Consider the following 26103-nt stretch of genomic DNA (forward strand, 5'->3'; position numbering starts at 1 on the left):
GCCGTAACACTCCCGTCACGGGAGTTTTTTTGTCCTGATAGAAAGTATAACTTTCGCCAAAGGCTCGACGCAAGCCGTGTTTTCTTTATTGGCATTATCGTATACAATCCGGCTGTATGTACCGGCTGGCCGGCGTACAAGCCCGGTTGTCCCCGAAAATCTATAAAAATATGGAAAAAGGAACAGACACATGCAAAAAATCGCAAAAGCCATAAGAATGATTTCCCTCATTGCCGCTGCCGTTTTCGTATGCGGCCTGGCAGCGCCCGCGCCGGCGCTGGCCGCCAAAGCCAAGGACAAGCAGGAGGCTGGCATCGGCTACGTCAACCGGCAGCAGGTATTCGCCGCCTATCCCGGCATTGAGGAGCTTATGCAACAGCTTCAGACCCTGCGCCAGGCGGCGCAAAAAGAGTACGACGAACAGTCCAAAGACCTGCCGGCCGAGGCCAGGCAAGCCCTGAATGATAAAATCGCCCGCACGGAAGCGCAAAAAGAAGACGCCCTCATGCAGCCTGTCAGCGATAAAATCGGCGCGGCCATCCAGGCCGTGGCTGCAGACAAGGGACTGGCAGCCGTTATTGACGCAGCAAGTGTGGCCTACGGCGGCACCGACATTACCGCCGACGTAATTGCGAAACTAAAACCATAAGCAGCAGCGGCGACAGCATAATAGAGCCTGTTCGTCCTGACCGGACGCGATAACGGCGCCCGGCCAGGCTGCGATAAGGAAAATCCGACAAGGAGGTGAGGCGTTTCCCCATGGTCAGCAAGGAACCGGCCTCAGCAGCCGTCTGGTTGTTGACGGTCGCAGGGTAAAGTAGAATAAAAAATTGGAGTGTGATTTGTAATGGCGATTGACAGCAAACTGATGTATGGTACGTATAGTTATTCGGTAAGTCCTGCCAGCGGCGATATCGGCACGGTTGCATTTGACGACTCCGCCTCTTCCCTTACCGTGCACAAGGGGGTAAGGACGACCTACAGCAGTACCGATAGCACCCCGATCGGCCCTGATCCCAAACCCCTGTTTTTCAAGAACGGCGCCGGCCTCAACCGGGCCGCGGTGGCTTCGCTTGTATGGTCAGGCACCACCGCGACCTGCACCTGGCTGTTCTATGCCGCCGATGCGGACAACACCTCGCCCAATACCTGGGGCGATCCCGTAGCCGGGCCGGTCACCCTGACGGTCGGCACAAAAACCGTTACCAACCCTTATTGCATTAGGACCAGAGAGGTCAGCAGCGGTGTTGTGGACATTTACGGCATCGACTATGACGGTAAGTTTGTCTTCCGCGTGCGCAGCAGCGGCACCAACGGCGATACCTACACCGTCCAGTCCGGCGCCTATGTGTTCCCGGACCTGACCGACGACAATGAGTCCTATGGCGTGGACCTGGAGATCACCGGCGAATATGTGTACGCCCTGTTCATCAACGGCAAGAACCTGTCGGCCGGGGCGCCTACCGCCGCCTACCTGGACAGCACGGTGGTGAAGCTGGACTTCGCGCTCAGCACCACGCCGGTAGCTTATATCGGCCCCTATACCTCGCTGATAGGCTCAGGCTGGCCGGCCCCCAACGCCTTCAGCATTCAGGCCTATGGCAGCGATCTGATCCTGACGGCCGCGGGCGGCCCGCAGCATGGCGGCACAACCGGCGGGCAATGGAACACCGCTTCCCGCATCCAGAAGGTAAACCAGAGCACGCTGGCCGTAACCGATCTGCTCAAAGCGGCGCAAAGTGCCGGTGATCCTGCTTCGGACAAATATGACTTCCGCGCGCTCAGCTTCAGTAGCGACGGCAGCACGGCGTACATCCTGATTGGCACGTTCAATTCCAGTTGGGTTATGGACTGGCATCTCTATACGACCAGCATGACCACCCTTACCGGCGCTGGCAATGTTTTGTTAAGCAGTCTGGTTACGGCAGGTAAGGCATCGCCGGTGGCCGACACGGCTAGCGAGGATGGCTACTACTGGGCGCTGTGGTTCTCCAACGGCACCGGCAAGACCTGGATGGCCCAGGGCAATGATCTTGCCGTTTACGATACGGGCGGCTCCATCGTCAACGCCGGCGGCATTACCGCCCTCAGCACCTTTACCTCGGGACAATATCCGGGCCTCAACTTCGCCACCATCTACGAGGGCGAGACAGCCACTGTGACTACCCTCAAGGGTTATGTCGCACCGGCCTTCGCCTCCAATTCGGCGCAGGCCCTCTTCGAACGGGAACGGTTTATCAAAGAAGTGGCGGCAGCCAAAGCCAAGTCCTAACTTTAGCTTTCCGTGGAGGGGAATTCTCCCCTCCACCATTTTGATATTTTCCCGGAATCGTATTTAGTTTATCGTTTATGCAGTGAGGGAGAGAAAGTTTTGCGCAAGAGCAAAAGAAAGAAATCAGGCGCCGCGGGCAACAAGCGGCGCGCTTTGTTAGTGGCCTGCGTCTCGGCCGCGCTCCTGGCCGCGGCGCCGGTGCAGGCTTCGCCGAAAATAACCGGCGAGACTGTGGACAAAAATTCCATGGCCGGCGGAAGCTTTACCATCGGCCCCGGTCAGGACTATTCGACCCTGACCACCTATGCGCTGAAATACCAGAACAGCGATACCAGTTCCACTACTACCAGCATCCCGCTGAATGTCACCTATAGCGGTACAATTGTTGTGCTCAGCGGTGGCATCTGGCGGCCGATGGATGCGGTAAGTGGTAGCATTGGGGTAACAAGTTTGGAACTGGAATCCGGCGCCATCCTGGATCTGTCCTATAAATACGGGGAGGCGCTGGGCGACAGCAGCACCTACCCGGCCGGCGCCACCTACTGGACGGTTAATAACAATGGCGCAAGAGCCTATGTGCGGAATTTGACCGTAGGCGAGGCCATTTTGCACAATGGCGCCATCATTCGTCTGAATGTGGGCGGCGGCAAGTATGCCATAAATAGTGATACAGGCGTAAGAACTGATACCTTGCAAAGCGATAAGGTCACGTTTTATGGCGATAAGATACAACTGCCGGACGGCGTGGCCACGGTGCTGCTGCAGATCCGCTACAACAAAAATACCGGCGGCGGTTTGAATGCGACAAACGCGCTCTCTTCCACCGATGTTTGGGCGCTTACCACCGCACCGGTGGTGACGGGAACCATCAACAATGTTGTCAACGTATACAATATTATCTCCACCACGGCGGCGGACGGGACCGTCCTGACCACCAGCCCGGCCAGCAGTCTTGCCTTTACCGCCGACCAGCCGTACTATATTGACAGCTCACTGAACAAGTACTACTTTGTGCCGGTATTGAATTCAACATCCAGCACTACCACCACCACCGATGCCGCTACCGGGGTCATTACCGACAACACCACGAAATACTATAGCATCGACTGGACGGCCACCCGCAGTGAGTTTGTCTCCCAGGGCGTGTTTAGCGCCGCCAACGCCCAGCTGGCGATGCGCAACCTGTGGCGGATGGAGGACGGCCTGTTTTGGAAGCGGGGCGAAACGTTGCGTGCCGCCAGCCAACTGGGCCAGCATAGCAAAGCGGGCGGTGCCGACGGGGCCTGGGCGCAGGTCTGGCGCGGCCAATATGATTTCGCCGGCGCCTACGGGTCTGATTTCGCCCAGAGCTATAACGGCATCCAGGTCGGTTATGACAAGCAGCGTGAGGGTAAGTTCTACGGCGGCAGGCTCTACACCGGCCTCTTCCTCAGCCAGCTCAACTCCAACGCCGACTTCCACCGGACGGCTGACGGCCTGTACAGCAGCGCCGGCGGCGACTTGAAAAGCGGCGGACTCGGCCTCTACACCAGCTGGCTGGGGGACAAGGGCCATTATCTTGATGTCACCGTCCGCGGCTCCAAGCTGAGCAACAAGTATAAATTCTCTGACTCGGACGGCAATCTCTTTGCCAACGACTACGGCACCTGGACCTACGGCGCCGGTCTCCGCTACGGCCTGCAGAAAGAGCTGGCAGGCGGCTGGTACCTGGAGCCCCAGGCCGGCCTGAGCTACGGCACCATGAAAAGCTACAGCTACATCCAGGACAACGGCATGCGCTATAATCAGGACAAGATGGACATGCTGATTGGCCGCTTCGGCGTCACCGCCGGCCGCAAATTCGCCAGCGACGGCAAAAAGGGCGTACTGTACGCCAAGGCCGCCGTCAACCACGACTTCAAGGACGGCGGCAGCGCCAGCGCCGACGCCGGCGCGTGGGACAGCAGCGGTACATATCATGCGGTGACCAGCCTGCCGGTCAACACCCTGAACGGCAAGGACACCTGGTATGAATTCGCCGTAGGGGCCAATCTTGAGACCGGCCGGGACCAGAACGCCTTTGTCGAGCTGACCAAGACGGCCGGCGGCAAGGTCAACACCGACTGGCAGGTCAACGCCGGCATGGCCTGGCGGTTCAACGGGCCGGAGAAAGCCCGCGGCGCGCCCCCGGCAGGCAGTCTGACAGACTGGGAGCAAGCGCTGGCCGCTAAGACCGTGATCGGCAGGAAAACCACGGACGCAGCCGCCCCGGCGGCGGATACCGGCGCGGCCGCGGCAGAGCGGAACCTGGCAGCCGGCCGGCCGGAAACGGCCGCTGCTGTCACGGCGGCGGCTGCTGCCATAAACAGCTCCGCCCAGCCGTCGGTCCAGGCCGGCCAAGCCGCAGCGGCAGCCGGTACGGCTCCTGCTGCCGAACCGGATACTGCCGGGGACAGCCCGGCGGCGACGGCAACGGACCAAAGCCCGGTTCAGCCGGCAACGGAGCCTGCCGGTTCACCGGCCGTGGCCCGGGACGTGCCCGCTGACAGTGAGCCGGGCAGCTACGCCCTGGCCCCGCTGGTCGTCGAGGCCAAACGCCCCGAATGGGAGAAAAAGCTCTCACCCGGCACCGTCTCGGTTATCCATGTGCCCGACTACAAGGGTGAGATGAAGAATTTGCCCGACCTCCTGCAGACCGTGCCCGGCGTCTATGTGCAGCGCCTGCAGGGCACCGGCCACTACACCGTGGCCCGCGTCCGCGGCTCAACCGGCGGTCAGGTCAACATCTACATTGACGGCGTGCTGGTCAACTCCAACGCCGACGTGGCCGTCGACCTGGCCACCATCCCGGTGGAGAACGTCGAACGCATCGAGGTCTACCGTGGTTATGTGCCGGCCCGTTTCGCCGGCGCCCCCATTGGCGGCGCCATCAACATCGTCACCAAAAAGCCGCAGGACGCCAGCGGCAGCATCACCCAGGGCGTGCGCTCCTTCGGCGGCTACACCGGCAACCTGGAACTGACGGCGCCCGCCGGCAGCGGCAGCCTGCTGTTCGCCCTCAACCGCGACCAGGCCAGAGGCGATTTTCGCTATAAGAATCTGCACGCGCTGCAGGCATACGACCCCGCCACCCAGGACCGCCATCGCCTGTACAACGACTACCAGAACACCGACGCCCTTCTTAAATGGCAGGATGACAACTGGTTTGCCAAACTGACCTGGAAAGAGAATAAAACCAGCTTCCCGGAATCGACCTATACTCAATATGCCGACGTGCCCTTGCAGGAACTTATTGATGAGGGTCTTCCCTTTGGCGGTATCTATAATAAATACCGTCAGCGGCAGCTCAATACCACCACGACCGAATTCCAGTTCGGCCGGCGGCAGACGGACGGCAATCTGGAGTGGGGCTGGAAGCTGGATACCTCCTATCAGCTCAAACGCGCCGCCAGCTCGCAGACCAAATCGGCCAACGGCGCCTGGTTCCTGACCGCCGACAACGATTTCCGCAATCGCCGCTACGAAGGCACTATCGATGGGAGCTGGCAAGCGGGGGACAATCATCTGGTGGAATTTTTACTCAAGGGTTCCCGCGAAACCATGGATGTCGATACCCATAATCTAGATAGATGGCCGCCTAAGGTTTCCAGCGTGGGCAATGACGGGGATTTTTACAAAAAATATTTTAAAGAGCATTACCAGACCAACAACTATCATCTGCAGGTGCAGGATACTATGACGCTCAACAAGAGCGGCAGCCTGTTCTTCACCCCGATTTTGCGGGCGCAGAAGATGGATATGGATGTTGATCTGGGCGATCCTGATCTCGGTTCCTGGAAGTATTCCTACGGCTTAGGACTGAAAAAAGTGCAGAACGAGCACTGGACCTTCCGCGGCACCTACGGCACCTACTACAAATTCCCCAACTGGTATGAGCTTTTCGGCGACGGCGTCAATGTCAAATCCCGCTGGGAAATGTACCGGAATATTGCAGGCCAGCCCCAGTATCTGCTGAATAGCTTTGTCGAACGCGGTACCAGCTGGGACGTCAGCGCCAACTGGCAGGGCAAGGCGCTTGCGGCCGACACCGATGTGACGCTGACCTATTTCAACCGCCGCGCGAAGAATCTATCAAGCTATTCGATTGATTTCTACGGCTGGGGCTACTATACTAACCTGGCCGCCGGCAACATTCAGGGTCTGGAGCTGGAAAGTAAAATGAGGTGGAAACGCTGGGATCTCCTCCTGGCCGCCACCTGGAATGATTCGGTCATCACCGCCAGCGGCTCCAAAGCCTCGCTGGTGACCGGGCCGTCCTGGCGGGCCGGATCGACCTTCCCCTGGATACCGGAGTGGGAGTACAATGTCCGCCTCGGCTATCGCTTCCCCGGCGACAGACTCAGCGCCTTTACTGAATACCATTATCTGGGGAAAGTGGCGCAATTCGGCATCGGCGACGAAAACTCCACCACGTATGATGCGCTGGGCATCACCAATGTTGGTCTGAAGTATGACCTGAGCAGCCGGATTAAGCTGACTGCCGGTGTCAACGACCTGTTTAATAAAGGACCCAACCAGCTATGGCACAGCTGGGGCTATCGCTCAGGATCAACGGGGTCTTATATTGTAACCGGTTCCGGCAATGTCCAGTATCCGCAGCAAGGCCGGACTTACTACATGACTGCCCAGTACTTCTTCTAAAGGATAAGGAAAATTCGACAAGGAGGTGAGGCGTTTTCCCATGGTCAGCAAGGAACCGGCCTCAGCAGCCCGCAGGCTGCTGACGGTCGCAGGGTAAAGCAGAATAAAAAAATGGGAGTGTGATTTGTAATGGCGATTGACAGCAAACTGATGTATGGTACGTACAGTTATTCGATAATTCCCGCCAGCGGCGATATCGGCACGGTTGCATTTGACGACTCCGCCTCTTCCCTTACCGTGCACAAGGGGGTAAGGACGACCTACAGCAGCACCAATAGCACCCCGATCGGCCCTGATCCCAAACCCCTGTTTTTCAAGAACGGCGCCGGCCTCAACCGGGCCGCGGTGGCTTCGCTTGTATGGTCAGGTACCACAGCGACCTGCACCTGGCTGTTCTATGCCGCCGATGCAGACAACACCTCGCCCAATACCTGGGGCGATCCCGTAGCCGGGCCGGTCACCCTGACGGTCGGCACAAAAACCGTTACCAACCCTTATTGCATTAGGACCAGAGAGGTCAGCAGCGGTGTTGTGGACATTTACGGCATCGACTATGACGGTAAGTTTGTCTTCCGCGTGCGCAGCAGCGGCACCAACGGCGATACCTACACCGTCCAGTCCGGCGCCTATGTGTTCCCGGACCTGACCGACGACAATGAGTCCTATGGCGTGGACCTGGAGATCACCGGCGAATATGTGTACGCCCTGTTCATCAACGGCAAGAACCTGTCGGCCGGGGCGCCTACCGCCGCCTACGTGGACAGCACGGTGGTGAAGCTGGACTTCGCGCTCAGCACCACGCCGGTAGCTTATATCGGCCCCTATACCTCGCTGACAGGCTCAGGCTGGCCAGCCCCCAACGCCTTCAGCATTCAGGCCTATGGCAGCGATCTGATCCTGACGGCCGTGGGCGGCCCGCAGCATGGCGGCACAACCAGCGGGCAATGGAACACCGCTTCCCGCATCCAGAAAGTAAACCAGAGCACACTGGCCGTAACCAATCTGCTCAAAGCGGCGCAAAGTGCCAGTGATCCTGCTTCGGACAAATATGACTTCCGCGCGCTCAGCTTCAGTAGCGACGGCAGCACGGCGTACATCCTGATTGGCACGTTCAATTCCAGTTGGGTCATGGACTGGTATCTCTATGCGACCAGCATGGCCACCCTTACCGGTGCCAGCAATGTTTTGTTAAGCAGTCTGGTTGCGGCTGGTAAGGTATCGGAAGTGTCTTCCACGGTGGGGGAAGACGGCTATTATTGGGCGCTGTGGTTCTCCAACGGCACCGGTAAGACCTGGATGGCCCAGGGCAATGATCTTGCCGTTTACGATATGGGAGGCTCCATTGTCAGCGCCGGCGGCATCACCGCCCTCAGCACCTTCACTAGCGTTGCAGACGGCCTCAACTTCGCCACCATCTACGAGGGCGAGACGGCCACTGTGACTACCCTCAAGAGCTATGTCGCGCCGGCCTTCGCCTCCAATTCGGCGCAGGCCCTCTTCGAACGGGAAAGGTTTATCAAGGAAGTGGCGGCAGCCAAAGCCAAGTCCTAACACCCGGTTTTCCGTGGAGGGGAATTCTCCCCTCCACCATTCTGATATTTTCCCGGAATCATATTAAGGAAGCGGGGGATGGTTCTCCTGCTTCCACTGAAGGAGGGATTATCACATGAAACTGCAGGTAATCTTACCGGACAAGCGCACGGTAGGCACCGGCTGGCGGCCGCCGTTGCCTGATCTGCGCGATTACACCGAATGCCATCCCAGCCTGCAGGCAGCCATCAAACAGCTGGGGATCGACGACACCGCGCCGCTGCCGGACAAGGCCGATCTGCGCGAGTGGTGCAGCACGCCGGTGCCGGAGCAGGGCCAGCTGGGCGCCTGCACCGCCCATGCGGCGGCCGCCATTATCGAATACTTTCAGAACCGGGCTTTTGGCCGGCATTTCACCGCCTCGCGGCTCTTTATCTACAAAAATGCCCGCAGCCTGCAGGGCGTGACCGGCGACAGCGGTTCCTACATCCGTGATATCATGGGCGCCCTGGCCCTGTGCGGCGTGCCGCCGGAAAAATACTGGCCCTATACCGATCAGGCCCCGGACTTTGACCGGGAGCCGAACGCCTTTGTCTATGCCATTGCCGACAACTACGAGGCGCTGCAGTACTTCTGCCATGACGCGGCCGCTGTAAATCCGGCGCCCGCCGAGGTCCTCTGCAGCGTAAAAAAATACCTGGCGGCCGGCGTGCCCGCCATGTTCGGCTTTTACGGCTTCGCCTCATTTTGCGCTGCCGATGTCTCCGGCGGCATTCCCGCTCCCGGCCCGGACGAAAAGGCCCGGTGGGGTCACGCCGTGGCCGCTGTGGGCTATGATGATACCCTCAAAATCACCAATACCCGCTACAACCGGGAAACCACCGGCGCGCTTCTCATCCGCAACTCCTGGGGCGCTTCCTGGGGCGAAGCCGGCTACGGCTGGCTGCCGTACGAGTATGTCCTTAATAAGCTGGCGGCCGATTTCTGGTCGCTCCTCAATATGGAGTGGATCGCCACCGACCAGTTCGGCATGTAGCCAGGGCCGGCAGGACAAAAAAAAACCGCCCTTTGCGTGGGCGGTCTGCTGGTTGCTGTTAAGCGAAAAAGGGCAATTTCCTTTATGTGGAAAACGTGATATAATAGTCGCATAGGCTGCGCAGAAGACGGTTAGCTTCTTCCTTTCAGGGGAGGAGGTGGTAGGGATGTCGATCTTTGAGGCGATGTATCTCATGATTGCATTTGCATCACTGATTGTACTCGTTATAAACCGGAAATAACCGCCCCGGCCAAGGATGCGGTTATTTTCCGATACCGTTCAGCTGTGGGCTAACCGTTTTCCGGTTAGGCAGCCTGCCGGGCTGGCGTGTCGAGCACGTCAGCCTTTTTATATTATACATTTACGCAGGTAAATATGCAACGGCTGGAAAAAATATGGCAAAAAAACATGGGGACAGGAACTGTGTTTGCAATCGTTAAGGAGGAAAGACTGTGAAGAAAATGATCTGTTTGGCTATGAGCCTATTTTGTTTAACTGCGGCGACTATGGTTTATGCGGCGGAGGAACAGCTGACGGCCCCCGCTGACGCAGCCGCCACCAATTTTGCCGCGGCTTATCCGGCAGTAAAAGAAAAGCTGCCGCCGGTGCCGGCGCCGCCGGCTTCGCTGACCGACGCCAAAGCCACCGCCGCCTATATCGCCGCTGTGGACGCCTACTTAAAAGCCGCGCAGCAGTTTATCGACGCGGCCACCAACGACGCCAATCTGGTGATCCGGGAAAGAAACGCCGCCATTGAAAGCGCCAACCAGGTAGTTGCCAACTATAATGCTTTTTTCAAAATCGAACCGAAAAAATAGCAATGCCGGCGGCAAGAGCTTTACCGCCGGGCAGCAGGAGGGACAGTATGAGTCTTATTGACTGGTTTGCCAATTTGTTTGTGAAAGAAGCCAAGCATTATGTTTTTTCGCCGGTAGCGTCCGATGTGGAAAAGCTGGTGTTCCAGGAGGGGCAGCATTATTTCCGCCTGCGCCTGGCGGAAATGTTTTTAAAAGATGACCGGAAGCTCTTCCGCAAGCTGGTGCCGGTGGTTTCCTCGGTCGTCAGCCTGAGTTTCGGCGACAATGCCGCGCAGCAGCTGCCCAACGTGGCCGGGCCGCTGGCGCTGAACCTGAATGAAAGCGCCCTGGGAAAAGGCGTGCAGCTCAATTATTCGCTGACGAACCTGGTGCCGTACCGCGGCGGTACGATATCCATCGACGCCGCCTTGCTGGCTTATGTTAGCAAAGACTATTTTGCGTCTTTCCTGTCGCTGGCTAACAGCGTTTCCAGCCTGCTGACCAGCGGCCAGCTGTCCGCCGCCCTCAAGGTGGCCGACAGTGCGGCCGGCGCCCTGCAGGACCTCTTGGACAGCGGCGACAAGGAAGTCCGGCTGGTCTATCACAATGAATACGCCGGCTCGGACCAGTTGGGCGGCGTATCGCTGGAGAGCGGCTATTTCGCCGTTATCGCCGCCGAAGCCGGCAAATTCAACCCGGAAAAACTGGTTGTGAAGAACTCGCAGCTCTGTTCCGGCGATGATCTGGCATCGGCCAAGCCGCTCACCGGCTACGACTATATGCTGTTCAGCGTGGAAGCGGCGCTGTACCGGGATGATTTCCGCTACTTTACTGAATATAACAGTTTGCTCTACACCGCCATTGAAAAAGGCATGAGCGACAGAACTGCGGGTGACGCCGTCATCCGGGCCGGGATGCTGGCCGTCTTTAAGTCCGATGATCTGACTTATGTGGACAAAACCCGGGTAGCGGCCGCACTCAAAGCCGAGTATGAAGAGCGTCTTTCCCTCCAGGGCAAGTGGAAGGGCCTGCCCGGCGCGGACGGCGAGTGGCTGAACGGCCGGGCGCTGGCAATCAACCCGGCGGAGGTATGGAAGCAGATAGCGCCGCTTTTTGCCGCTAAGCTGGCTGATGCCGACCTTGCCGGCCGGATTCTGGTAATGATTGATCAGGGAGAAATCGCCTAGGCCGGCTGCCGGGGAAGTACGCTTTAGTATTACAGGGCCTCAATAACAAACCGCTCTAATTGCTCGAGGTTGGCGCAGGGGTAGACACCGGTGCAGCTTGGCCGGTATTTTTCCATGATACAGTCATTCCGGTTCCATAGCTCCTGCTCCACGGGATTAAGCCAGTACAGTGCCTTGGCCTGCTCGCTGATTTTAGGCAAAACTTCGCTGCCGTCCACTGTATTCCAGTTATTTTTCGCATCACCCAGGATCAGGACGGTTGTGTTCCTATGTATTACATTAAGGTAATGAGCGGTAAACTGGTGGATTACATTGCCGTAATGCGAGAAGCCGGACAGATTAAATCCTTTTAGACTGCCGATGTTTCCCAAGGCGCTGTCTACATCCCGCTCTTTGAAATAGTCGGCGGTCTCCAGCAATTGATCGACAAACAAAAATGAGCGGATATGGGAATAGCGTGTCTGCAAGGTGTAGACAAATAACAGCATGAAGTAGCTGAATTTCCTGACGGAATTGGACATGTCGCATAACAGGCAAAGATCGGGCTTAGCCTGCTTTCTCGCCATCTTTGCCAGCTTGAGGAGGACACCGCCGGTTGGCATGGCGCGCCGTATGCTCCGGCTGATGTCGATCCGGCCTTGCTTCGCTTCTTGCCGGCGGCGCCCTTTTCTTACAGCCAGTTTTCTGGCCAGCTTCGCCAATTCCCGGGATATGACGGAAATATCAGCGTCATCCACGTCCAGAAATTTGAGATATCTGGGGTTATGCTGTTTCATTAGCTGACTCAAATAATCCCGGCTCATATTTCTCACTTGCAGGCGTTCAGACTCTTCTTTGAGAAAATTCTCCCATTGGCTAAGGCTTGTCAGAGCGCTGTGATAATCAGCCGGGAGAATTTCGCCCAAGCGATATTTTTCTTCTATGATAGCGGCCACCTGCAACCAGCCGCTTTGCAGCTTGAAATCCAGCAGCGCCGTCTCCCGGTCTTCGCAGAGCAGACTGAGACTTAGCGCATGGCGTCTTATCAGGGCGTAAAGCAAGTCAAGGTCTTGGTTCAATACTGCGCCGGTCAGCAGCGACATAGCGGCTCCGCTGCCCGCCCGGCCACAGCCTGATTCGCCTTCACCTGTTTCCCGGGATGAAGAATTAGTGGGCGACAGTACACCGGCGTGATCTGCCAGGATCTCAGGGTCTGGCTCCAAAAAAAGCTCCGCAAGCTGCTGGATATAGGCCGCGCCCCATTCGGTTTTCAGCAGGGTGGCATTCATTAGTTTATAAACGTCATACTTAGTGAGCTTATTTGCACTCAATACGTTTAGCGCCTGAACGCAGTCAGCTATTTCACGGGTACTGACAGCGAAACCCGACTTGCGGAGCAGCCGGGCGAGGTCAAAGATCAGGTAGTCCATGTAAACCAGTCCTTTTGCTTGACTTTTTCGATAATATTAAGACAGTCTTCCCGGTACTTCAAAAGGATATTTACAGTAGAAATCACAATATCGGCGGACAATTCCGGCACTTCCAGACGGTTTAGCACATTTACCCAGTCAATGACTTCACTGATGCTGGGGTGTTTCTTGCATTTTTCCAGCCGCACCCGTCTGACAAAGGCGACCGCTTGCTTTCCCATTGCTTCGTTAAGCTGGGGGAAATACAGCTTCAGTATATCGAGTTCACTTTGCTCGCTGGGATAATCCAGGTATAGATATAAGCATCGCCGGCGCAGTGCATGGCTCAGGCTGCGAGTATTGTTACTGGTCAGGATGACTGAGGGTATACTGGCGGCTGTCACGGTTCCGGTCTCGGGAATGGATATTTGCCAGTCGGAAAGTATCTCCAGCAGGAAGCTTTCAAATTCCTCATCGCTTTTGTCGATTTCATCAATAAGAAGAACCGATGGAGCTTGACTGGTGATAGCTGCCAATAAAGGTCTTGTCAGCAGGAATTCCTTAGCGTAGATACTTTGGCTCGTATCCGACCAGTTCTTTGGTGCAGTCCCCTGGGCCTGGATGTACAGCAATTGTTTTTGATAATTCCAGTCATATAGGGCTTTTGCTTCGTCAATGCCTTCATAGCATTGCAAGCGGATGAGCTTACGCTTTAGGTATTGGCTCCAGGCCTTGGCCAATTCCGTCTTGCCGGCGCCGGCAGGTCCTTCGATCAATACGGGTTTGTTCAGCAATACCGATATCTGCAGCAGCATCGCCGTATTGTTGTCGGCAATATAGCCTTGCTGCCGCAGGCCTTGTCTTAATTCTTCCCATTCGTTTACTGTCATTTGTTGCATGCTTCCTTTTACTCTGTCTTTTCAGGGACTTTTTACCAGTATACCAAATTTTCTACCGGCTGACTATTTGAAAAAATGCCGGAGAGTCCGGTTAAGACTCGGGGCAGGTTCCCCTGTTCGGTATAGGGGACTAAAATTGTTGCCGGCGGCATCCGGGCGGCAAGGGAATGTACTGGAGGTTAAATGCTGTTGTATTTTACGAATAATTAGCCTATAATAATATCAACAAAGCGAAGGAGCGCGATTTTTATGCCGAACATTAAACCGGTTTCAGACTTGCGAAATTACAATGAAGTGCTACGGGATGTGGCTGTTGGCGCGCCGGTCTTTTTGACAAAGAACGGCAGGGGACGCTACGCGCTTGTTGATATTGCCGATTATGAAAAAACACAGGCCACTATTAAGCTCATGTCACAGTTGGCTGAGGGTGAAAAGTCCGGCCGCGAAAAAGGCTGGCTCACTATTGAGGAAGTTGAGAAATCTTTAGGGGTGTAACATGAAGGTCCGGATATCACCTGAAGCACAGTATGATTTACAGGACATTAAAAACTATATTGCCATGGAACTTGACCATCCTATGGCCGCCCTTGATACAGTTTCCAAGATAATACAGGCCATTCGCAGGCTTAAGGATTTTCCTAATAGCGGGGCACCCTTGTCAGCCCTTGTAGATATGAAAACCGATTACCGCTTTTTGGTGAGCAACAGTTATCTTGTATTTTACAGGCATGAGGGCGAAAACATTTATGTCGTGCGTATTCTCTATGGCAGACGGGACTACATGAAAATCCTGTTTGGAGCACCGCAACAAGACGACCCCAATTTTTGATATGGCTTTGCGGATGTGCTGATTCCCTGCCCGGCCTCAGGACAAGCTGAGGGCATGTACCTATACAGCGGTGGTACAGAGGGATTGTGCATTGCTTAACCTAAAATAATGACATATAACATACAGGTAACAGCGTACAAGCAAACCGGAATGAATTTGTACCGGAGGTAACGATAGATGAGTCAGGAGCGGTTTGACAGTCTGGAAAGAATGCTGGAACAGCTTATTCACATGGTAGGGCACAATAATGCTGTTACCGAAGAGTTGTGTCAGCGGATGGATCGTCTGGAAACCAAGGTAGATAATCTGGAAGCTAAGGTAGATCGCCTGGAAGCCAAGGTAAGCATTCTGGAAACTAAGGTAGACAGCCTGGACGCAAGGGTAGGCACACTGGAAACGGAAGTAAGCAGCCTGAAGATCAGGCTGGACAGTCTGGAGTGCAAAGTGGACCGCGGTTTTGCCGGGTTGACCGGCATGGTTCAGCTCCTGGGGGAGAAAACCGACGCCATACCGCGCATTGAAGCTAAAATAGATATTCTCAACAACCGGCTGCTTGCGCAGGAGGCTGAAATCAGCCTGCTGAAGCGGGCCAGGTAATTCGCTATTGACAAATTACCTGTTTTTTTGTAGTATGATATACAAGTACTGGTAAAGTTAATATTATTGAGTTAGGCGCCGCAAGGCTTAATAGGGAAGACCGGTGAAACACCGGCGCGGTCCCGCCACTGTAACGGGGAGCAAGCTTAAGATATGCCACTGGAACCATTGTTCTGGGAAGGTTTAAGCAAGTTATGATCCGGAGCCAGGAGAACTACCTAGCTGACAATCACCGTTTTTTCACCCACGCGGTATGGGGAGGGGATTACAGTTAAGCGTATCTTCTGGGGCAGTCTCAGAAAGTATGCGATTTTGGCTTAATTCACTCCTGATAGTTTCTATCAGGAGTTTTTTATTGGCTTACTGTTAGGACACTCCCGGTTGCTTTTAAGCAAGCGGGAGTTTTCTATAAAGCAAACTTATCTTCAGGTGGGTTTTACCCCAATGAAGGTCAGTTGCCCTTATCCGGGGACTTGTCCGTTTTTAACTTCCGCTTACAGGAGGCAGGAGTCTTAGCGCGGGTTGGTCACAGGATAAATTGCATGTTTTAAACACTCCTTACTACTTGTGCGCGTCTTGCGCCGGGGCGAAAGCCCTCCCTTTTACAATAATTCCATTCTTGGAAGGTAATCATAAATATTGCACTGAACAGAATACTGACAGGGTTAGGCGCCCGTGAGGGCGTAGCCTGACTATCGGTCGCCGTTTTACCCACGGGGCATGGGGAGGAGATTATTTGCAGGACGATATTTAATAATTGACGGCAAGAAGAGAGGCCTTCCTTACTATGTGAGAGGGGCCTCTTTACAATTTTTGACCATTACATAACGAGGAGATGAGAGGATTTTGCAACATACTGCTGTATATCCGTTTACGGCCATAGTCGGCCAGGAAGACATGAAACTGGCACTTATACTAAATGTAGTCAATCCGTTGCTGGGCGGGGTATTGATTAAAGGAGAAAAGGGTACGGCCAAGTCAACAGCCGTCAGAGCTCTGGCTGATTTATTGCCGGCGATGAAGGTAAGTAAAAATTGTCCGTTCCACTGTGATCCGTCTGATGCTGCGCATTTGTGCGACAGTTGCCGGGACAAAACCGGTCAGGGCCAGGATTTGTCTGTCCAGTCAGTCAAGATGCGGGTGGTGGAGCTGCCGGTAAGTGCAACGGAGGACCGGGTTGTCGGCACGCTGGACATTGAGCATGCCATCAAGCATGGGGAAAAGAAATTTGATCCCGGTATTTTAGCCCAGGCCAACCGTAATATTTTGTATGTGGATGAGATCAACCTCTTAGACGACCATGTTGTTGACGTGCTTTTGGATGCCGCCGCCATGGGGGTTAACACAGTGGAACGCGAGGGCGTATCCTATTCCCATCCGGCACGGTTTGTGCTGGTAGGCACTATGAACCCGGAAGAAGGCGATATCCGGCCGCAGCTTTTGGACCGCTTCGGTTTGTCGGTGGCGGTGGCGGGGGAAAATCAGCCCGAATGGCGGGTGGAGGTTATTAAACGCCGTTTGGCTTATGAACAGGACAGCTGCAGTTTCGCCAGGCAATACCAGGAAGAGCAGGAAAAGCTGGCCGCAAGTATTATGCAGGCGCGCCGGCTGCTGCCGGAGGTAACTATTTCTGACGAGCTTCTCCTCCTTGTTGCCAAATTGGCTATTATTCTCGAAGTCGACGGCCACCGGGCCGATATTACTGTAATTAAGACGGCTATGACGCTGGCTGCTCTGGATGGACGCAGGCAGGCTCTGGCGGAGGATATAAAAAAAGCCGCGCGCCTGGCGTTGCCTCACCGGATGCGACGGCGCCCGTTTGAAGACGGGACTTTGGACTGGGACAAAGTAGAGGCTGTGTTTACGCAGCAATGAGCGTCAGGAGGAATGATGAATGCAGCACCAGGTTTTTCCTTTTGCGGCTGTTGTCGGTCAGGAAGACGTCAAGCAAGCCCTTTTGATTGCCGTTGTTAATCCCAGGGCAGGCGGTATTTTAGTTGCCGGCGAAAAGGGAACCGCCAAATCCACACTGGTTCGCTCCTTGGCTGAAGTTACCGGCGAAACTCAGCTTATAGAACTGCCGCTTAATGCCACCGAGGATATGGTTTTCGGCGGATTGGATATGCAGCATGCTATTGAATGCGGTGAACGCCGTTTTCTGCCAGGGATACTTGCCAGGGCAAATAACCGGATCCTCTATATAGATGAAGTTAACTTACTGCGGCGCGACTTTCTCGGCAGTCTGCTGGATGCGGCAGTGACCGGAGTACATAGGGTAGAACGCGAGGGAATATCCTGTCTGCATGAAGCAGCCTGTACTCTTGTTGGGACTATGAATCCGGAGGAAGGTATTTTAACAGCGCAAATTCTTGACAGGTTCGGCCTGTATGCAGCCGTAGCCCGGGTGCAGAATGAGGATGACCGGGCTGAAATCGTACGACGGATTCTGGATTACGAAGCTCAGCCGGCTGATTTTTGCCGGCGCTATGCGGCTGCCACAGAAGATGTTAAGCAGCAGGTGGCAGAAGCTAAAAGGCTTCTCAGAGAGATTGCAATACCGGAACCGATGATACAGCTCGCGGCTCAGATGTGCGCCAAAGCGCATTCGACAGGCCACCGGGCCGAATTGTTCCTGCTGGAAGCGGCCCGGGCCATTGCCGCTCTCGCCGGTCGCACCTACCTGCTGCCGGTCGACCTGGAGGAAGCCGCCTGTTATGTGTTGCCGCAGCGTATGCGGCGGGAAGAAGAACCGCTGCCGCCTGAGTCTCCCTCAGAGGAACAGGAGCCTGAAACAGAGTCGCCGGAACAACAGGACAGTGAGCCGCCGCCCCAGCCGCCTGCCGATCAGCAAGAGCAGCAAGAACCGCAGGATAATAGCGGGGAAGAGAATCGTACGCCGCCAGAACAACCGGAAAATGAGGGGGGCGGCGATCAGGAGAAAGTTGCCGATATAGATACAAACTTTCCTTTGGTCCGGATGGACTTGTCCTTACCGCAGGACCGGCAGGAACGCCGGGGCAGCGGCAAGCGAAGCTTAACGCGGACGGATACCAAACAGGGACGCTATGTGCGTTCCGGCATTCCCCGCGGCCCGGTTACTGACCTGGCGTTTGACGCCACCTTACGGGCGGCGGCGCCTTACCAGCGATTCCGCAGCAGGCAGCAATGCGCTATCGCGATAGAACGGGAAGACTTACGGCAAAAAGTCCGGGAAAAACGTATTGGCAGTACTTTCCTATTTGTTGTTGATGCCAGCGGCTCAATGGGAGCGCGGGAACGCATGCGGGCCGTCAAAGGCGCTGTGTGCGCCATGCTGCAGGATGCCTATCAAAAACGGGACCAGGTGGGCCTGATTGCCTTCCGGCGACAGACTGCCGAGGTGCTTCTGCCTATTACCCGCAGCGTGGATCTGGCGCAAAAGTGCCTGCGTCATTTGCCGACAGGCGGGAAAACGCCGCTGGCTGAAGGGCTGTCGGCCGCACTCAGGGTTTTGGCCTGCCGCCAGCAAAAAGACCAGCACATGAAGCCGGTTTTGGTGCTTGTTACCGATGGGAGGGCCAATGCGGCCGCCGGCGGTGACGGGATGGAGGAAGCGCTCAAGGCCGCCTGCAAAATAAACAAGGCCGGCGTAAACAGCGTGGTAATCGATACCGAACAGGATTTTGTCAAGCTGGGACTGGCACGGGCCGTAGCCCGGGAGATGGGCTCCACTTATTACAGCCTGCAGGAATTGTCAGAACGCAATATTATGCATATCGTTAAAAATTTATCTTAAATATTAAAAATACGGAGGAGCGGGAAATGGACTTTATCTATGAGTGCTTCAGTATATTTGCCAAAGGCGGTCCGGTCATGTATCTGATTTTGGCCTGTTCCATACTGGTGGCGACCATTGGGGTGGAACGGTTTATGTATTATCGAAAAATGAATACCGATCTGCCGGGCTTTTTTGACCAGCTAGCCCCTTTGCTGGAACGGGCCGACTGGGCGTCTGCGAGTCATTTGTGCAGCCGGACCCAGGGGATTCCCGCCAGGGTTGCGGAAAAAGGCATCCGCTGCCTGCAGCGCGGCTGCGCGAATGTGGAGAGCATCCTGGAAGGGGAGGCGGCTCTGGCTGTGGCCGGCCTCAGAACCAACCTGAATCATCTGGATACTGTTGTAACCATAGCACCGCTACTGGGCCTTTTGGGAACCGTTATCGGCATGATTGGCTCCTTCAGTGTTATGAATATTAAGGCCGGGCAGCCCCAGGCTATTACCGGCGGGGTCGGCGAGGCTCTTATCGCCACTGCCTCCGGTTTATGTGTGGCTACGTTAGCCATGATTATCTACAGCTATTTTAACCACCGTCTGAATCAGATGGTTTCAGATGTTGAGCAGACCTGTCTGGTGGTGCTGGAACATATCAAACAGGAGAAGCGCCATGAAACTGTCTGATTTGCGCTCTGAGCGCCAGCCTAAGCTTATGATTATCCCGATGATTGATATTATCTTCTTTTTGTTGGTGTTTTTTATTATGAGCACCCTGTATATGGTGGATCAGCAGACCATCCCGGTCAATTTGCCGCAGGCAGCTTCCGCCAGGAGTGAGAAACCTCACAGTGTGGCGGTGGCGGTTACGAAAGAAGGACGTATTTTGTTTAATCAGGAGGAAATTCCGCTGGAACTGCTAAAAAAGCGGGTCCAGCTGGAACTTGCCGGTCAAAATGACCTGGTCTTTGTGCTGCGTTCGGATAAACTGGCGGAATACGGCAAGGTAGTGGCTGTTCTGGATGAATTGAAGCTGGCAGGAGCCCAGCGGGTAGCCATTGCCACGGAAAGGAAGGATAGATAATGGCTGGTGTGGCAGGCTTGCGGTGGCGAAAGGCTTTAGCCGTATCCATGGTGTTTCACTGTGTGATTTTGCTCGGTCTCGGCTGGCTGGCCGGCAAGGTGCTATTGCCGGTGGAACCGCCGGAAACCTTGATAGAACTGGAGCTTGCCAGCGGGCCTGCCGGCGGACAGTCAGCACCGGCTGCCGCTCCGGCAGCGCCACAGGTGCGTCCGGCCAGCGCCGCTCCCTCCCTGCCACAGCCGGTGGAACAAACGCCTGTTGTTGAGCCCGAAACGGTAACGTCGGCTGTGGTGCCGGAGGCCGTCGTGGCGGTAAGCGCCATGACGGTCACATCGGTTGACACCGGCGCTATCCTCGCCGGCGGCGGGGCAGACAGCGCCGCCGCCGGCGAGGACGGCGGCAGCGGCGGGGGGACTGGCGGCGGTCAGGGCTCCGGTGGCGGCGGCGACAGCGCCAGCCAGACGCGGGATATTATTCCCCCGGGAGTACTCTCGCGTCGTGAGCCGCCCTACCCGGAACAGGCGCGCCAGCGGGGTACGGAAGGCACAGTGGTGCTCAGAATTGAGATATTGACAAACGGACAGGCCGGCCAGGTAAGTGTTCACCGCTCCAGCGGGTCAGAGCTTTTGGATGAGGCGGCTGCAACGGCTGCACGGCGCTGGCGCTTTGTGCCGGCCAAGGTGAGGAGCACCGGACAGTCCATTGCCGTTTTCACGACCACGCCGGTGATTTTTAAGCTGAACGGATAGTTGATTGCAAAGAGGTAGTAAACATATGATTCAGATTGCAAATTTGGTTAAGAAGTTTGGTGACCGTACCGCCGTTGACGGTTTATCACTCGAAATTGGACAGGGCGAAATTTTTGGTTTATTAGGACCGAACGGAGCCGGTAAAACGACCACAATCAGAATGCTGACCATGCTGAGCCGGCCAACCGCCGGTACAATAAGCATTCAGGGCCGGCAACTGCCGCAGGACGAGCAGCAAGTCAAGCAATTAATCGGCATTGTGCCGCAGCATTTCAATCTTGACGCCGACCTGACTGTCGAGGAGAATCTGGAACTGCATGGCCGGCTGCAGCATATTCCCTGTGAGCAGCGCCGGCAGCGCATCCCGGAACTGCTGGCATATGTGGAACTTGCTGAGCGGGCCGGGGACAAGGTGCAGAACCTTTCCGGCGGCATGAAACGGCGGCTGATGATTGCCAGAGCACTGCTGCATAAGCCCCGGATTTTATTCCTGGATGAGCCGACCGTCGGCCTGGACCCCCAGGTACGGCGGCGGTTATGGGATTTGATCAGGCGTCTGCGCGGTGACAGCCTGACCGTGCTGCTGACAACCCATTATATTGAAGAGGCCGAGTTTTTGTGCGGGCGGGTGGCCATCCTGGAACAGGGCCGGCTGATTGCGCTTAACAGTCCGGCGGAATTATGCCGGCGTTTAGGCCAGTATGCAGTCGAATGGAGTGCGGACGCAGGCCGTAGAACTACATTTTTTCACAGCCGCGAGGAAGCGGCCGTGTTTGCCGGCAAGCTAACCGAGACGGCTACTATCCGGCGTTCTAATCTGGAGGATGTTTTTGTGGAGTTAACAGGCAGAAAGGTGGCGGGCTGATGCTGCAGGATATCGCAACGGTTTTTTGGCGCGACTGGCTGGTGCTCAAGCGCCGCCTGGGAACGTTCATTTTTTCGCGGATGATTACACCGGTCTTGTACCTGGTGGCTTTTGGCTGGGGCGTAGGGCGGAGCGTGCAGGTCAGCCAGGGTAACTACCTGGATTTTATTGTGCCGGGTATTCTGGCACTGAACTCCATGAATATTAGCTTTAACTCTGTGGCATCACCGCTCAATATGAGCCGGTTATATCATAAAACCCTGGAGGAATATTTGGTTGCTCCCATCAGTCCCGGGGCTTTTATTCTTGGCAAGGTACTGTCCGGGACGCTGCGCGGCCTGATTTCTTCTGTAATTATCATTGTTTTGGCATTTGTATTTGGCGCAAAGCTGCAGCTTACCCTCTTGTTTTGGCTGGTCCTTATCTTAAATTGTCTTGTTTTTTCCAGCCTGGGTTTTGTGGCGGCTATGCTTATTAATTCCCATGAGGATATGGGGAATTTCAGTACTTATGTACTGTTGCCCATGTCCTTTTTGTGCGCCACCTTTTTCAGTACGGACAAGTTACCGCTTCTTGTCCAGAAAGCTTTGGAATTACTGCCGCTGACGCATGCCAGCCATGCCCTCAGGGCTATCAGTGCCGGCAGTGAACCGGCAATACTGTCCTGGCTGGTTATGCTGGTCTATACCGGCGGGCTGCTGGCTGTCAGTGTCTGGACAATGGAAAAGGTGCGTCAGTAGGGCTGTAATGGATAAAATGACTGTAAAGCACGGTGAACCTGGCTATGCCGTTCACTTATCGAAACTTACCAAGGATTATGACGGACGGCGTATTGTCGATCAGGTTTCGCTTGCCATGCCGGCAGGCGAAATATTTGGTTTGCTTGGTCCCAATGGCGCCGGCAAGACAACGGTTATGAAGATGATTGCCGGCTTGACGCGGCCCACAGGCGGTACTGTCCGGATTTTTGGCGTCGACAGGGCGCAGGAACCAACCGTCGTTAAGCAGCTTGTCGGCTTAGTGCCGCAGGAAAATAATCTGGAACGCGAATTAACGGTCGAGGAAGTGTTGCTCATCTACGGCCGGCTGTTTGGTGTGCAACATGTTAGCGATCGGGTCGAAGCGGTTCTGACCGAATTTAATCTAACCGCCAGCCGTCATAAAAAGGTGGGACTGTTATCAGGCGGAACGGCACGGCGAACACTGATTGCCAGGGCGCTTTTGCCTGAACCCAGGCTGTTGCTCTTAGATGAGCCGACAGTGGGGCTTGATCCCGATGTCCGTCAGGAGTTGTGGGGTATTGTGCGCCGCTTAACCGCAAATGGCAAAAGCGTGGTGCTGACAACGCATTATATGGAGGAAGCTGAACAGCTTTGCCGGCAAATCGCCATGTTGAAAAGCGGCCGCCTGGTGCTGCTGGATACAACGGCAGGCATCAGGCGCCGGACGGAGCATAGCGGACAGGCTTCCGGGGCGCTGGAATCCCTGTTTATCAAACTGGCCAGGGAAGAAGGCGGCGACTAATGGGATGGTATGCGATATACCGGCGGGAAATGCTTATTCTCTGGAAAAAGATCGGCCGGATGGGCTATGTATTTTCTTCCATCATATTTCCCTTTATTTATCTGTTTTCCTTTGGCCTGGGCCTGAGCGGCAGAGTAAATGTGGACGGTGGCTATTTGCCGTTCCTGGCCAAAGGGATTATGGGCGTTACGGTAATGATCAACGCTTTTCAACAGACGGCCTCGTCGGTAAGTGTGGGCAGGCTTTATTTTCGTAATTTCCAGAGCATTGTTTTAAGCCCTGTGCCGGCGGGAGAAGTGGTGTTGGGCCTGATTCTGGCGGGAGTCGTACGGGGCGTGCTGTTTGGCGGCCTGGTATTTACGATTGCCTGGGGTGTTTTTGGCGTTGCCGGACTGAATCTTTATGCGGCTGCAGGGCTTATTCTCGGCGCTGCCTGCTTTGCCGCCATGGGGGTGGTGGTCGGCATGCTGGTTAAGAATCCGGACGATGTTTCACTGATTAATAACTTTTTAATTACACCCATGACGTTTTTCGGCGGTTCGTTTTTTCCGCTGCAGAACCTGCCGCATTGGCTGGCGTCGCTGGCTCAGGCATCGCCTATCGGCGTACTCAATACCCTTTTGCGGGCTCTTGCCTGGGATAGTAGCGTCCTGTGGGCGGCAGGCGCGCTTATGACACTGACGGCTTGCTGTTTTTGCTGGAGTGTGTGGCTGTATAACCGGTACAGTGAATAGTATCTGCCTGAAACTGGTCACCCGACTGGCGGGCTCACTTTGCGCAGGCGCGCCTGTCCGCAGTTTGTCAAGAGGCAGCAGGCTCCGAAAACTGACAACCGGATGTTATATAGAGATGTAGGAGAGGGGTTTATGTATGAGACAAAGTAGTCGACACAGAAAAATCAGCAGGCGGGCTGCGGCCTGGGCATTGCTGATTACATTAACAGGTACGGGAGTTATGGCTAGTGCCGAAACCGCAGTTGACAAGGCCGAAGCTGATTTTAGCCTGGATACAGTCATTGTTACGGCTCAGAGGATGGAGACGCGGGAGCTGGATACCCCGGCAACCGTCACTGTTCTGGACGAAAAAGCGTTGAAAAGTTCAGGTGCGCGAACCGTTTTTGATGCGCTGGCCTTTACCCAGGGGATAACGAACTTCGCCTATGGCCCCGGCGGCCAGGATTATGGCGCCATGGACAGCCGGGTTGTCATTCGGGGGTTTGATCGTGGCGCATTGGTACTTATTAATGGCGCCCCGATTAATTTATTAAATAAAAACAGCCTGGACAGTATTCCGCTGGAGACTGTCGAACGCATCGAGATTGTCAAGGGGGCCAGTTCGACTTTATATGGAGCAGAGGCCTTCGGCGGCGTCATTAATATTATTACTAAAACAGGCGGACCGGAACAGGCCAGCGTTGGCGTGGCGGTCGGCAACGTGGGCTACCGGAAATATTTGGCTAACTACGTTGGCCAGGATTTTAGTCTTTTCTACAGTAAACAGGACTTTGGCGCCGAAGACCGGACCTCGCCTGACCGGCGAACCATCGATAGTACTATACGGAATTATTATCAAAACAGAGGTAAAGGCGATAAAGAGAATTGGGGCGTCAACGTCAATCTGAATGAAAAATGGAATTTTAATTACCTGCGTTCTGAAGGCAACAGCCGCTATGGGACTACTCCCTATTGGGACCCGGCGACCGACCCTAGCAATAAGAGCACTACGAGCAATAATAAAAGTTATCACTATAAAGATATCAAAGATAATGCAACCCTTACCTATGACGATAAGGACAATAGCTTTAAAAGCCTGTTCTTTTATGGCGCCCGCGACCTGTATGGCGAGACAACCAACAATTATACTAAAAAAACAACTGTGAATACCAGCAATTATAAAGCCTATAATCTGGGACTGGATACGCAGAAAAGCTGGAAATTGCGCGAGGGTAAGGACAACTTGCTGGCCGGGCTGCTGGTCAGCCATGAGCAGTATGAAAATGCAATTACCTCGGCCTTTGCGGCCGACCGGGATAACTATGCCTTATATGCGCAGTATTCCCATCAGCTGACTCCGCGGTTTACCGCCATAGTGGGGGCGAGAGCCCAGCAGGTCGACGATCCGGTTCAAGACCAGAGTGTCTTCATTCCCCAGTTGCAAACGGTTTATAAAATCAACGATAAAACCTCCTGGTATACCAATATCGGCAAAGCTTTCCAGATGCCGCCCTTAAACCAGTACTTCGAAAAGAACGAGCTGGCCAGCGGACGGGATCTAAAACCCCAGGAAGGCTGGAATTATGAAACAGGCTACAAGATTATTAACGGCGACAGTTCCTGGAAGTTTGCCGTATACAAAATGGACTTCAAAAACAAGTTTGCATATATACAGGATGATGCAGGGCAATATGTTCTGAGCAATAAAGGAAAGTTCAGAAACACCGGCTTTGAGGCCGAATACACTAAAGTCCTTAATGATCACTGGAAGGTAAACACAGGTTTTAACTATGGCAATCCGGAAACCGAGGCTGACAATGGCGGTTGGGAGCAAGCCTATCCCAAAATGCAGCTGAGCGCCGGGGTACAGTATGAAATGGACAAATGGCTGACAAGCTTAACCTGTAACTACCTGACAAAGCGGCAGACCAATAAGTATGGCGAGACCATCCCCAGCGCCATTACGCTCAATGCTGTCTTTAATTACAGGATGAGCACCGCCGATGCGGTAACGTTGAATCTCAATAATATTCTGGACAAGAAGAACGTCATCACCCATGGCGGCTATGACTACTGGGATTTGCCCTTCAACTGGACATTGTCCTGGACTCATAGCTTATAGAAAGACGATGTCGCCAGCGGGGGAAAGATCCTGATTTTTATCCGTTGATAATTGGTACTGCCGGTGGCGATCAAAAGGAAT

Annotated in this window: 23 protein-coding genes and 1 riboswitch; of the genes, 21 read left to right on the top strand and 2 right to left on the bottom strand. The window is 54.9% G+C overall.

Going from position 1 to position 26103, the window contains the following annotated elements; translation table 11 throughout:
- Positions 1 to 190: 190 nt before the first annotated feature.
- The 8 genes from SATMO3_RS05340 to SATMO3_RS05375 all read left to right on the top strand — a co-directional run bounded on the left by SATMO3_RS05340 (position 191) and on the right by SATMO3_RS05375 (position 11502).
- Positions 191 to 649: an OmpH family outer membrane protein gene (locus tag SATMO3_RS05340; protein ID WP_371378560.1), complete on the top strand. Its 459-nt coding sequence runs from the start codon at positions 191 to 193 to the stop codon at positions 647 to 649.
- Between the two features lie 198 nt (positions 650 to 847).
- Entirely contained in the window at positions 848 to 2272 is a 1425-nt protein-coding gene (locus SATMO3_RS05345; RefSeq protein WP_371378563.1) for a hypothetical protein, read from the top strand.
- Positions 2273 to 2371: 99 nt separating this feature from the next.
- Complete coding sequence (locus tag SATMO3_RS05350; protein WP_371378565.1) at positions 2372 to 6952, top strand: TonB-dependent receptor domain-containing protein; 4581 nt, start codon at positions 2372 to 2374, stop codon at positions 6950 to 6952.
- 129 nt (positions 6953 to 7081) lie between these two features.
- A complete protein-coding gene (locus SATMO3_RS05355) occupies positions 7082 to 8503 on the top strand; it encodes a hypothetical protein (protein WP_371378568.1) in 1422 nt (473 codons plus the stop codon).
- Positions 8504 to 8618: 115 nt separating this feature from the next.
- Positions 8619 to 9518, top strand: a complete 900-nt coding sequence (locus tag SATMO3_RS05360; RefSeq protein WP_371378571.1) for a C1 family peptidase — start codon at positions 8619 to 8621, stop codon at positions 9516 to 9518.
- Between the two features lie 166 nt (positions 9519 to 9684).
- On the top strand, positions 9685 to 9759 hold the full coding sequence (locus SATMO3_RS05365) for a putative holin-like toxin (protein ID WP_371381672.1): 75 nt from the start codon (positions 9685 to 9687) through the stop codon (positions 9757 to 9759).
- Positions 9760 to 9970: 211 nt separating this feature from the next.
- Positions 9971 to 10336: a hypothetical protein gene (locus SATMO3_RS05370; protein ID WP_371378574.1), complete on the top strand. Its 366-nt coding sequence runs from the start codon at positions 9971 to 9973 to the stop codon at positions 10334 to 10336.
- 47 nt (positions 10337 to 10383) lie between these two features.
- Positions 10384 to 11502: a hypothetical protein gene (locus SATMO3_RS05375; protein ID WP_371378577.1), complete on the top strand. Its 1119-nt coding sequence runs from the start codon at positions 10384 to 10386 to the stop codon at positions 11500 to 11502.
- Positions 11503 to 11531: 29 nt separating this feature from the next.
- Here the strand turns inward: SATMO3_RS05375 and SATMO3_RS05380 are convergent, their stop codons facing one another.
- Positions 11532 to 12911 (bottom strand): VWA domain-containing protein, encoded by a 1380-nt coding sequence (locus SATMO3_RS05380; RefSeq protein ID WP_371378580.1) that lies wholly within the window; start codon positions 12909 to 12911, stop codon positions 11532 to 11534.
- Positions 12899 to 13780, bottom strand: a complete 882-nt coding sequence (locus SATMO3_RS05385; RefSeq protein WP_371378583.1) for an AAA family ATPase — start codon at positions 13778 to 13780, stop codon at positions 12899 to 12901. Before SATMO3_RS05385 ends, SATMO3_RS05380 begins: the two co-directional genes overlap by 13 nt.
- A gap of 258 nt (positions 13781 to 14038) precedes the next feature.
- On the opposite strand from SATMO3_RS05385, the gene SATMO3_RS05390 reads away from it, so the two are divergent.
- The 13 genes from SATMO3_RS05390 to SATMO3_RS05450 all read left to right on the top strand — a co-directional run bounded on the left by SATMO3_RS05390 (position 14039) and on the right by SATMO3_RS05450 (position 26022).
- Positions 14039 to 14284 carry a type II toxin-antitoxin system Phd/YefM family antitoxin gene (locus SATMO3_RS05390; RefSeq protein ID WP_371378586.1) on the top strand — a complete coding sequence of 82 codons (246 nt, stop codon included), beginning with the start codon at positions 14039 to 14041 and terminating at the stop codon, positions 14282 to 14284.
- A 1-nt stretch (position 14285) separates the two neighbouring features.
- The gene (locus SATMO3_RS05395) at positions 14286 to 14618 is read left to right on the top strand and encodes a type II toxin-antitoxin system RelE/ParE family toxin (RefSeq protein ID WP_371378589.1); all 333 of its coding nucleotides are present in this window, start codon (positions 14286 to 14288) and stop codon (positions 14616 to 14618) included.
- 177 nt (positions 14619 to 14795) lie between these two features.
- Positions 14796 to 15215, top strand: a complete 420-nt coding sequence (locus SATMO3_RS05400; RefSeq protein WP_371378593.1) for a hypothetical protein — start codon at positions 14796 to 14798, stop codon at positions 15213 to 15215.
- 56 nt (positions 15216 to 15271) lie between these two features.
- A riboswitch (cobalamin riboswitch) is annotated at positions 15272 to 15452 on the top strand.
- Positions 15453 to 16061: 609 nt separating this feature from the next.
- A complete protein-coding gene (locus tag SATMO3_RS05405; protein ID WP_371378596.1) occupies positions 16062 to 17090 on the top strand; it encodes an ATP-binding protein in 1029 nt (342 codons plus the stop codon).
- A 19-nt stretch (positions 17091 to 17109) separates the two neighbouring features.
- A complete protein-coding gene (locus SATMO3_RS05410) occupies positions 17110 to 18990 on the top strand; it encodes a VWA domain-containing protein (RefSeq protein WP_371378598.1) in 1881 nt (626 codons plus the stop codon).
- A 26-nt stretch (positions 18991 to 19016) separates the two neighbouring features.
- Positions 19017 to 19652, top strand: coding sequence for a MotA/TolQ/ExbB proton channel family protein (locus tag SATMO3_RS05415; RefSeq protein ID WP_371378601.1), 636 nt, complete (start codon positions 19017 to 19019; stop codon positions 19650 to 19652).
- Entirely contained in the window at positions 19639 to 20049 is a 411-nt protein-coding gene (locus SATMO3_RS05420) for an ExbD/TolR family protein (RefSeq protein ID WP_371378604.1), read from the top strand. The genes SATMO3_RS05415 and SATMO3_RS05420 overlap by 14 nt, the downstream gene beginning before the upstream one ends.
- Positions 20049 to 20798: an energy transducer TonB gene (locus tag SATMO3_RS05425; protein ID WP_371378607.1), complete on the top strand. Its 750-nt coding sequence runs from the start codon at positions 20049 to 20051 to the stop codon at positions 20796 to 20798. The genes SATMO3_RS05420 and SATMO3_RS05425 overlap by 1 nt, the downstream gene beginning before the upstream one ends.
- Positions 20799 to 20823: 25 nt before the next feature.
- Positions 20824 to 21663 carry an ABC transporter ATP-binding protein gene (locus SATMO3_RS05430; RefSeq protein WP_371378610.1) on the top strand — a complete coding sequence of 280 codons (840 nt, stop codon included), beginning with the start codon at positions 20824 to 20826 and terminating at the stop codon, positions 21661 to 21663.
- Entirely contained in the window at positions 21663 to 22403 is a 741-nt protein-coding gene (locus tag SATMO3_RS05435; RefSeq protein WP_371378613.1) for an ABC transporter permease, read from the top strand. The genes SATMO3_RS05430 and SATMO3_RS05435 overlap by 1 nt, the downstream gene beginning before the upstream one ends.
- A gap of 7 nt (positions 22404 to 22410) precedes the next feature.
- A complete protein-coding gene (locus SATMO3_RS05440) occupies positions 22411 to 23187 on the top strand; it encodes an ABC transporter ATP-binding protein (RefSeq protein ID WP_371378616.1) in 777 nt (258 codons plus the stop codon).
- Positions 23187 to 23921 carry an ABC transporter permease gene (locus tag SATMO3_RS05445; RefSeq protein WP_371378619.1) on the top strand — a complete coding sequence of 245 codons (735 nt, stop codon included), beginning with the start codon at positions 23187 to 23189 and terminating at the stop codon, positions 23919 to 23921. Before SATMO3_RS05440 ends, SATMO3_RS05445 begins: the two co-directional genes overlap by 1 nt.
- A gap of 136 nt (positions 23922 to 24057) precedes the next feature.
- Positions 24058 to 26022, top strand: a complete 1965-nt coding sequence (locus SATMO3_RS05450) for a TonB-dependent receptor plug domain-containing protein (protein WP_371378622.1) — start codon at positions 24058 to 24060, stop codon at positions 26020 to 26022.
- Positions 26023 to 26103 lie beyond the last annotated feature (81 nt).

The organism is Sporomusa aerivorans (assembly GCF_041428895.1).
GTDB classification, from domain to species: Bacteria; Bacillota; Negativicutes; order Sporomusales; family Sporomusaceae; genus Sporomusa; species Sporomusa aerivorans.

Coding starts and splice junctions, on each gene's coding strand:
- SATMO3_RS05340 (WP_371378560.1), top strand. CDS start 191: ATGCAAAAAATCGCAAAAGCCATAAGAATGATTTCCCTCATTGCCGCT.
- SATMO3_RS05345 (WP_371378563.1), top strand. CDS start 848: ATGGCGATTGACAGCAAACTGATGTATGGTACGTATAGTTATTCGGTA.
- SATMO3_RS05355 (WP_371378568.1), top strand. CDS start 7,082: ATGGCGATTGACAGCAAACTGATGTATGGTACGTACAGTTATTCGATA.
- SATMO3_RS05360 (WP_371378571.1), top strand. CDS start 8,619: ATGAAACTGCAGGTAATCTTACCGGACAAGCGCACGGTAGGCACCGGC.
- SATMO3_RS05375 (WP_371378577.1), top strand. CDS start 10,384: ATGAGTCTTATTGACTGGTTTGCCAATTTGTTTGTGAAAGAAGCCAAG.
- SATMO3_RS05380 (WP_371378580.1), bottom strand. CDS start 12,911: ATGGACTACCTGATCTTTGACCTCGCCCGGCTGCTCCGCAAGTCGGGT.
- SATMO3_RS05385 (WP_371378583.1), bottom strand. CDS start 13,780: ATGACAGTAAACGAATGGGAAGAATTAAGACAAGGCCTGCGGCAGCAA.
- SATMO3_RS05390 (WP_371378586.1), top strand. CDS start 14,039: ATGCCGAACATTAAACCGGTTTCAGACTTGCGAAATTACAATGAAGTG.
- SATMO3_RS05395 (WP_371378589.1), top strand. CDS start 14,286: ATGAAGGTCCGGATATCACCTGAAGCACAGTATGATTTACAGGACATT.
- SATMO3_RS05400 (WP_371378593.1), top strand. CDS start 14,796: ATGAGTCAGGAGCGGTTTGACAGTCTGGAAAGAATGCTGGAACAGCTT.
- SATMO3_RS05410 (WP_371378598.1), top strand. CDS start 17,110: ATGCAGCACCAGGTTTTTCCTTTTGCGGCTGTTGTCGGTCAGGAAGAC.
- SATMO3_RS05415 (WP_371378601.1), top strand. CDS start 19,017: ATGGACTTTATCTATGAGTGCTTCAGTATATTTGCCAAAGGCGGTCCG.
- SATMO3_RS05420 (WP_371378604.1), top strand. CDS start 19,639: ATGAAACTGTCTGATTTGCGCTCTGAGCGCCAGCCTAAGCTTATGATT.
- SATMO3_RS05425 (WP_371378607.1), top strand. CDS start 20,049: ATGGCTGGTGTGGCAGGCTTGCGGTGGCGAAAGGCTTTAGCCGTATCC.
- SATMO3_RS05430 (WP_371378610.1), top strand. CDS start 20,824: ATGATTCAGATTGCAAATTTGGTTAAGAAGTTTGGTGACCGTACCGCC.
- SATMO3_RS05435 (WP_371378613.1), top strand. CDS start 21,663: ATGCTGCAGGATATCGCAACGGTTTTTTGGCGCGACTGGCTGGTGCTC.
- SATMO3_RS05440 (WP_371378616.1), top strand. CDS start 22,411: ATGGATAAAATGACTGTAAAGCACGGTGAACCTGGCTATGCCGTTCAC.
- SATMO3_RS05445 (WP_371378619.1), top strand. CDS start 23,187: ATGGGATGGTATGCGATATACCGGCGGGAAATGCTTATTCTCTGGAAA.
- SATMO3_RS05450 (WP_371378622.1), top strand. CDS start 24,058: ATGAGACAAAGTAGTCGACACAGAAAAATCAGCAGGCGGGCTGCGGCC.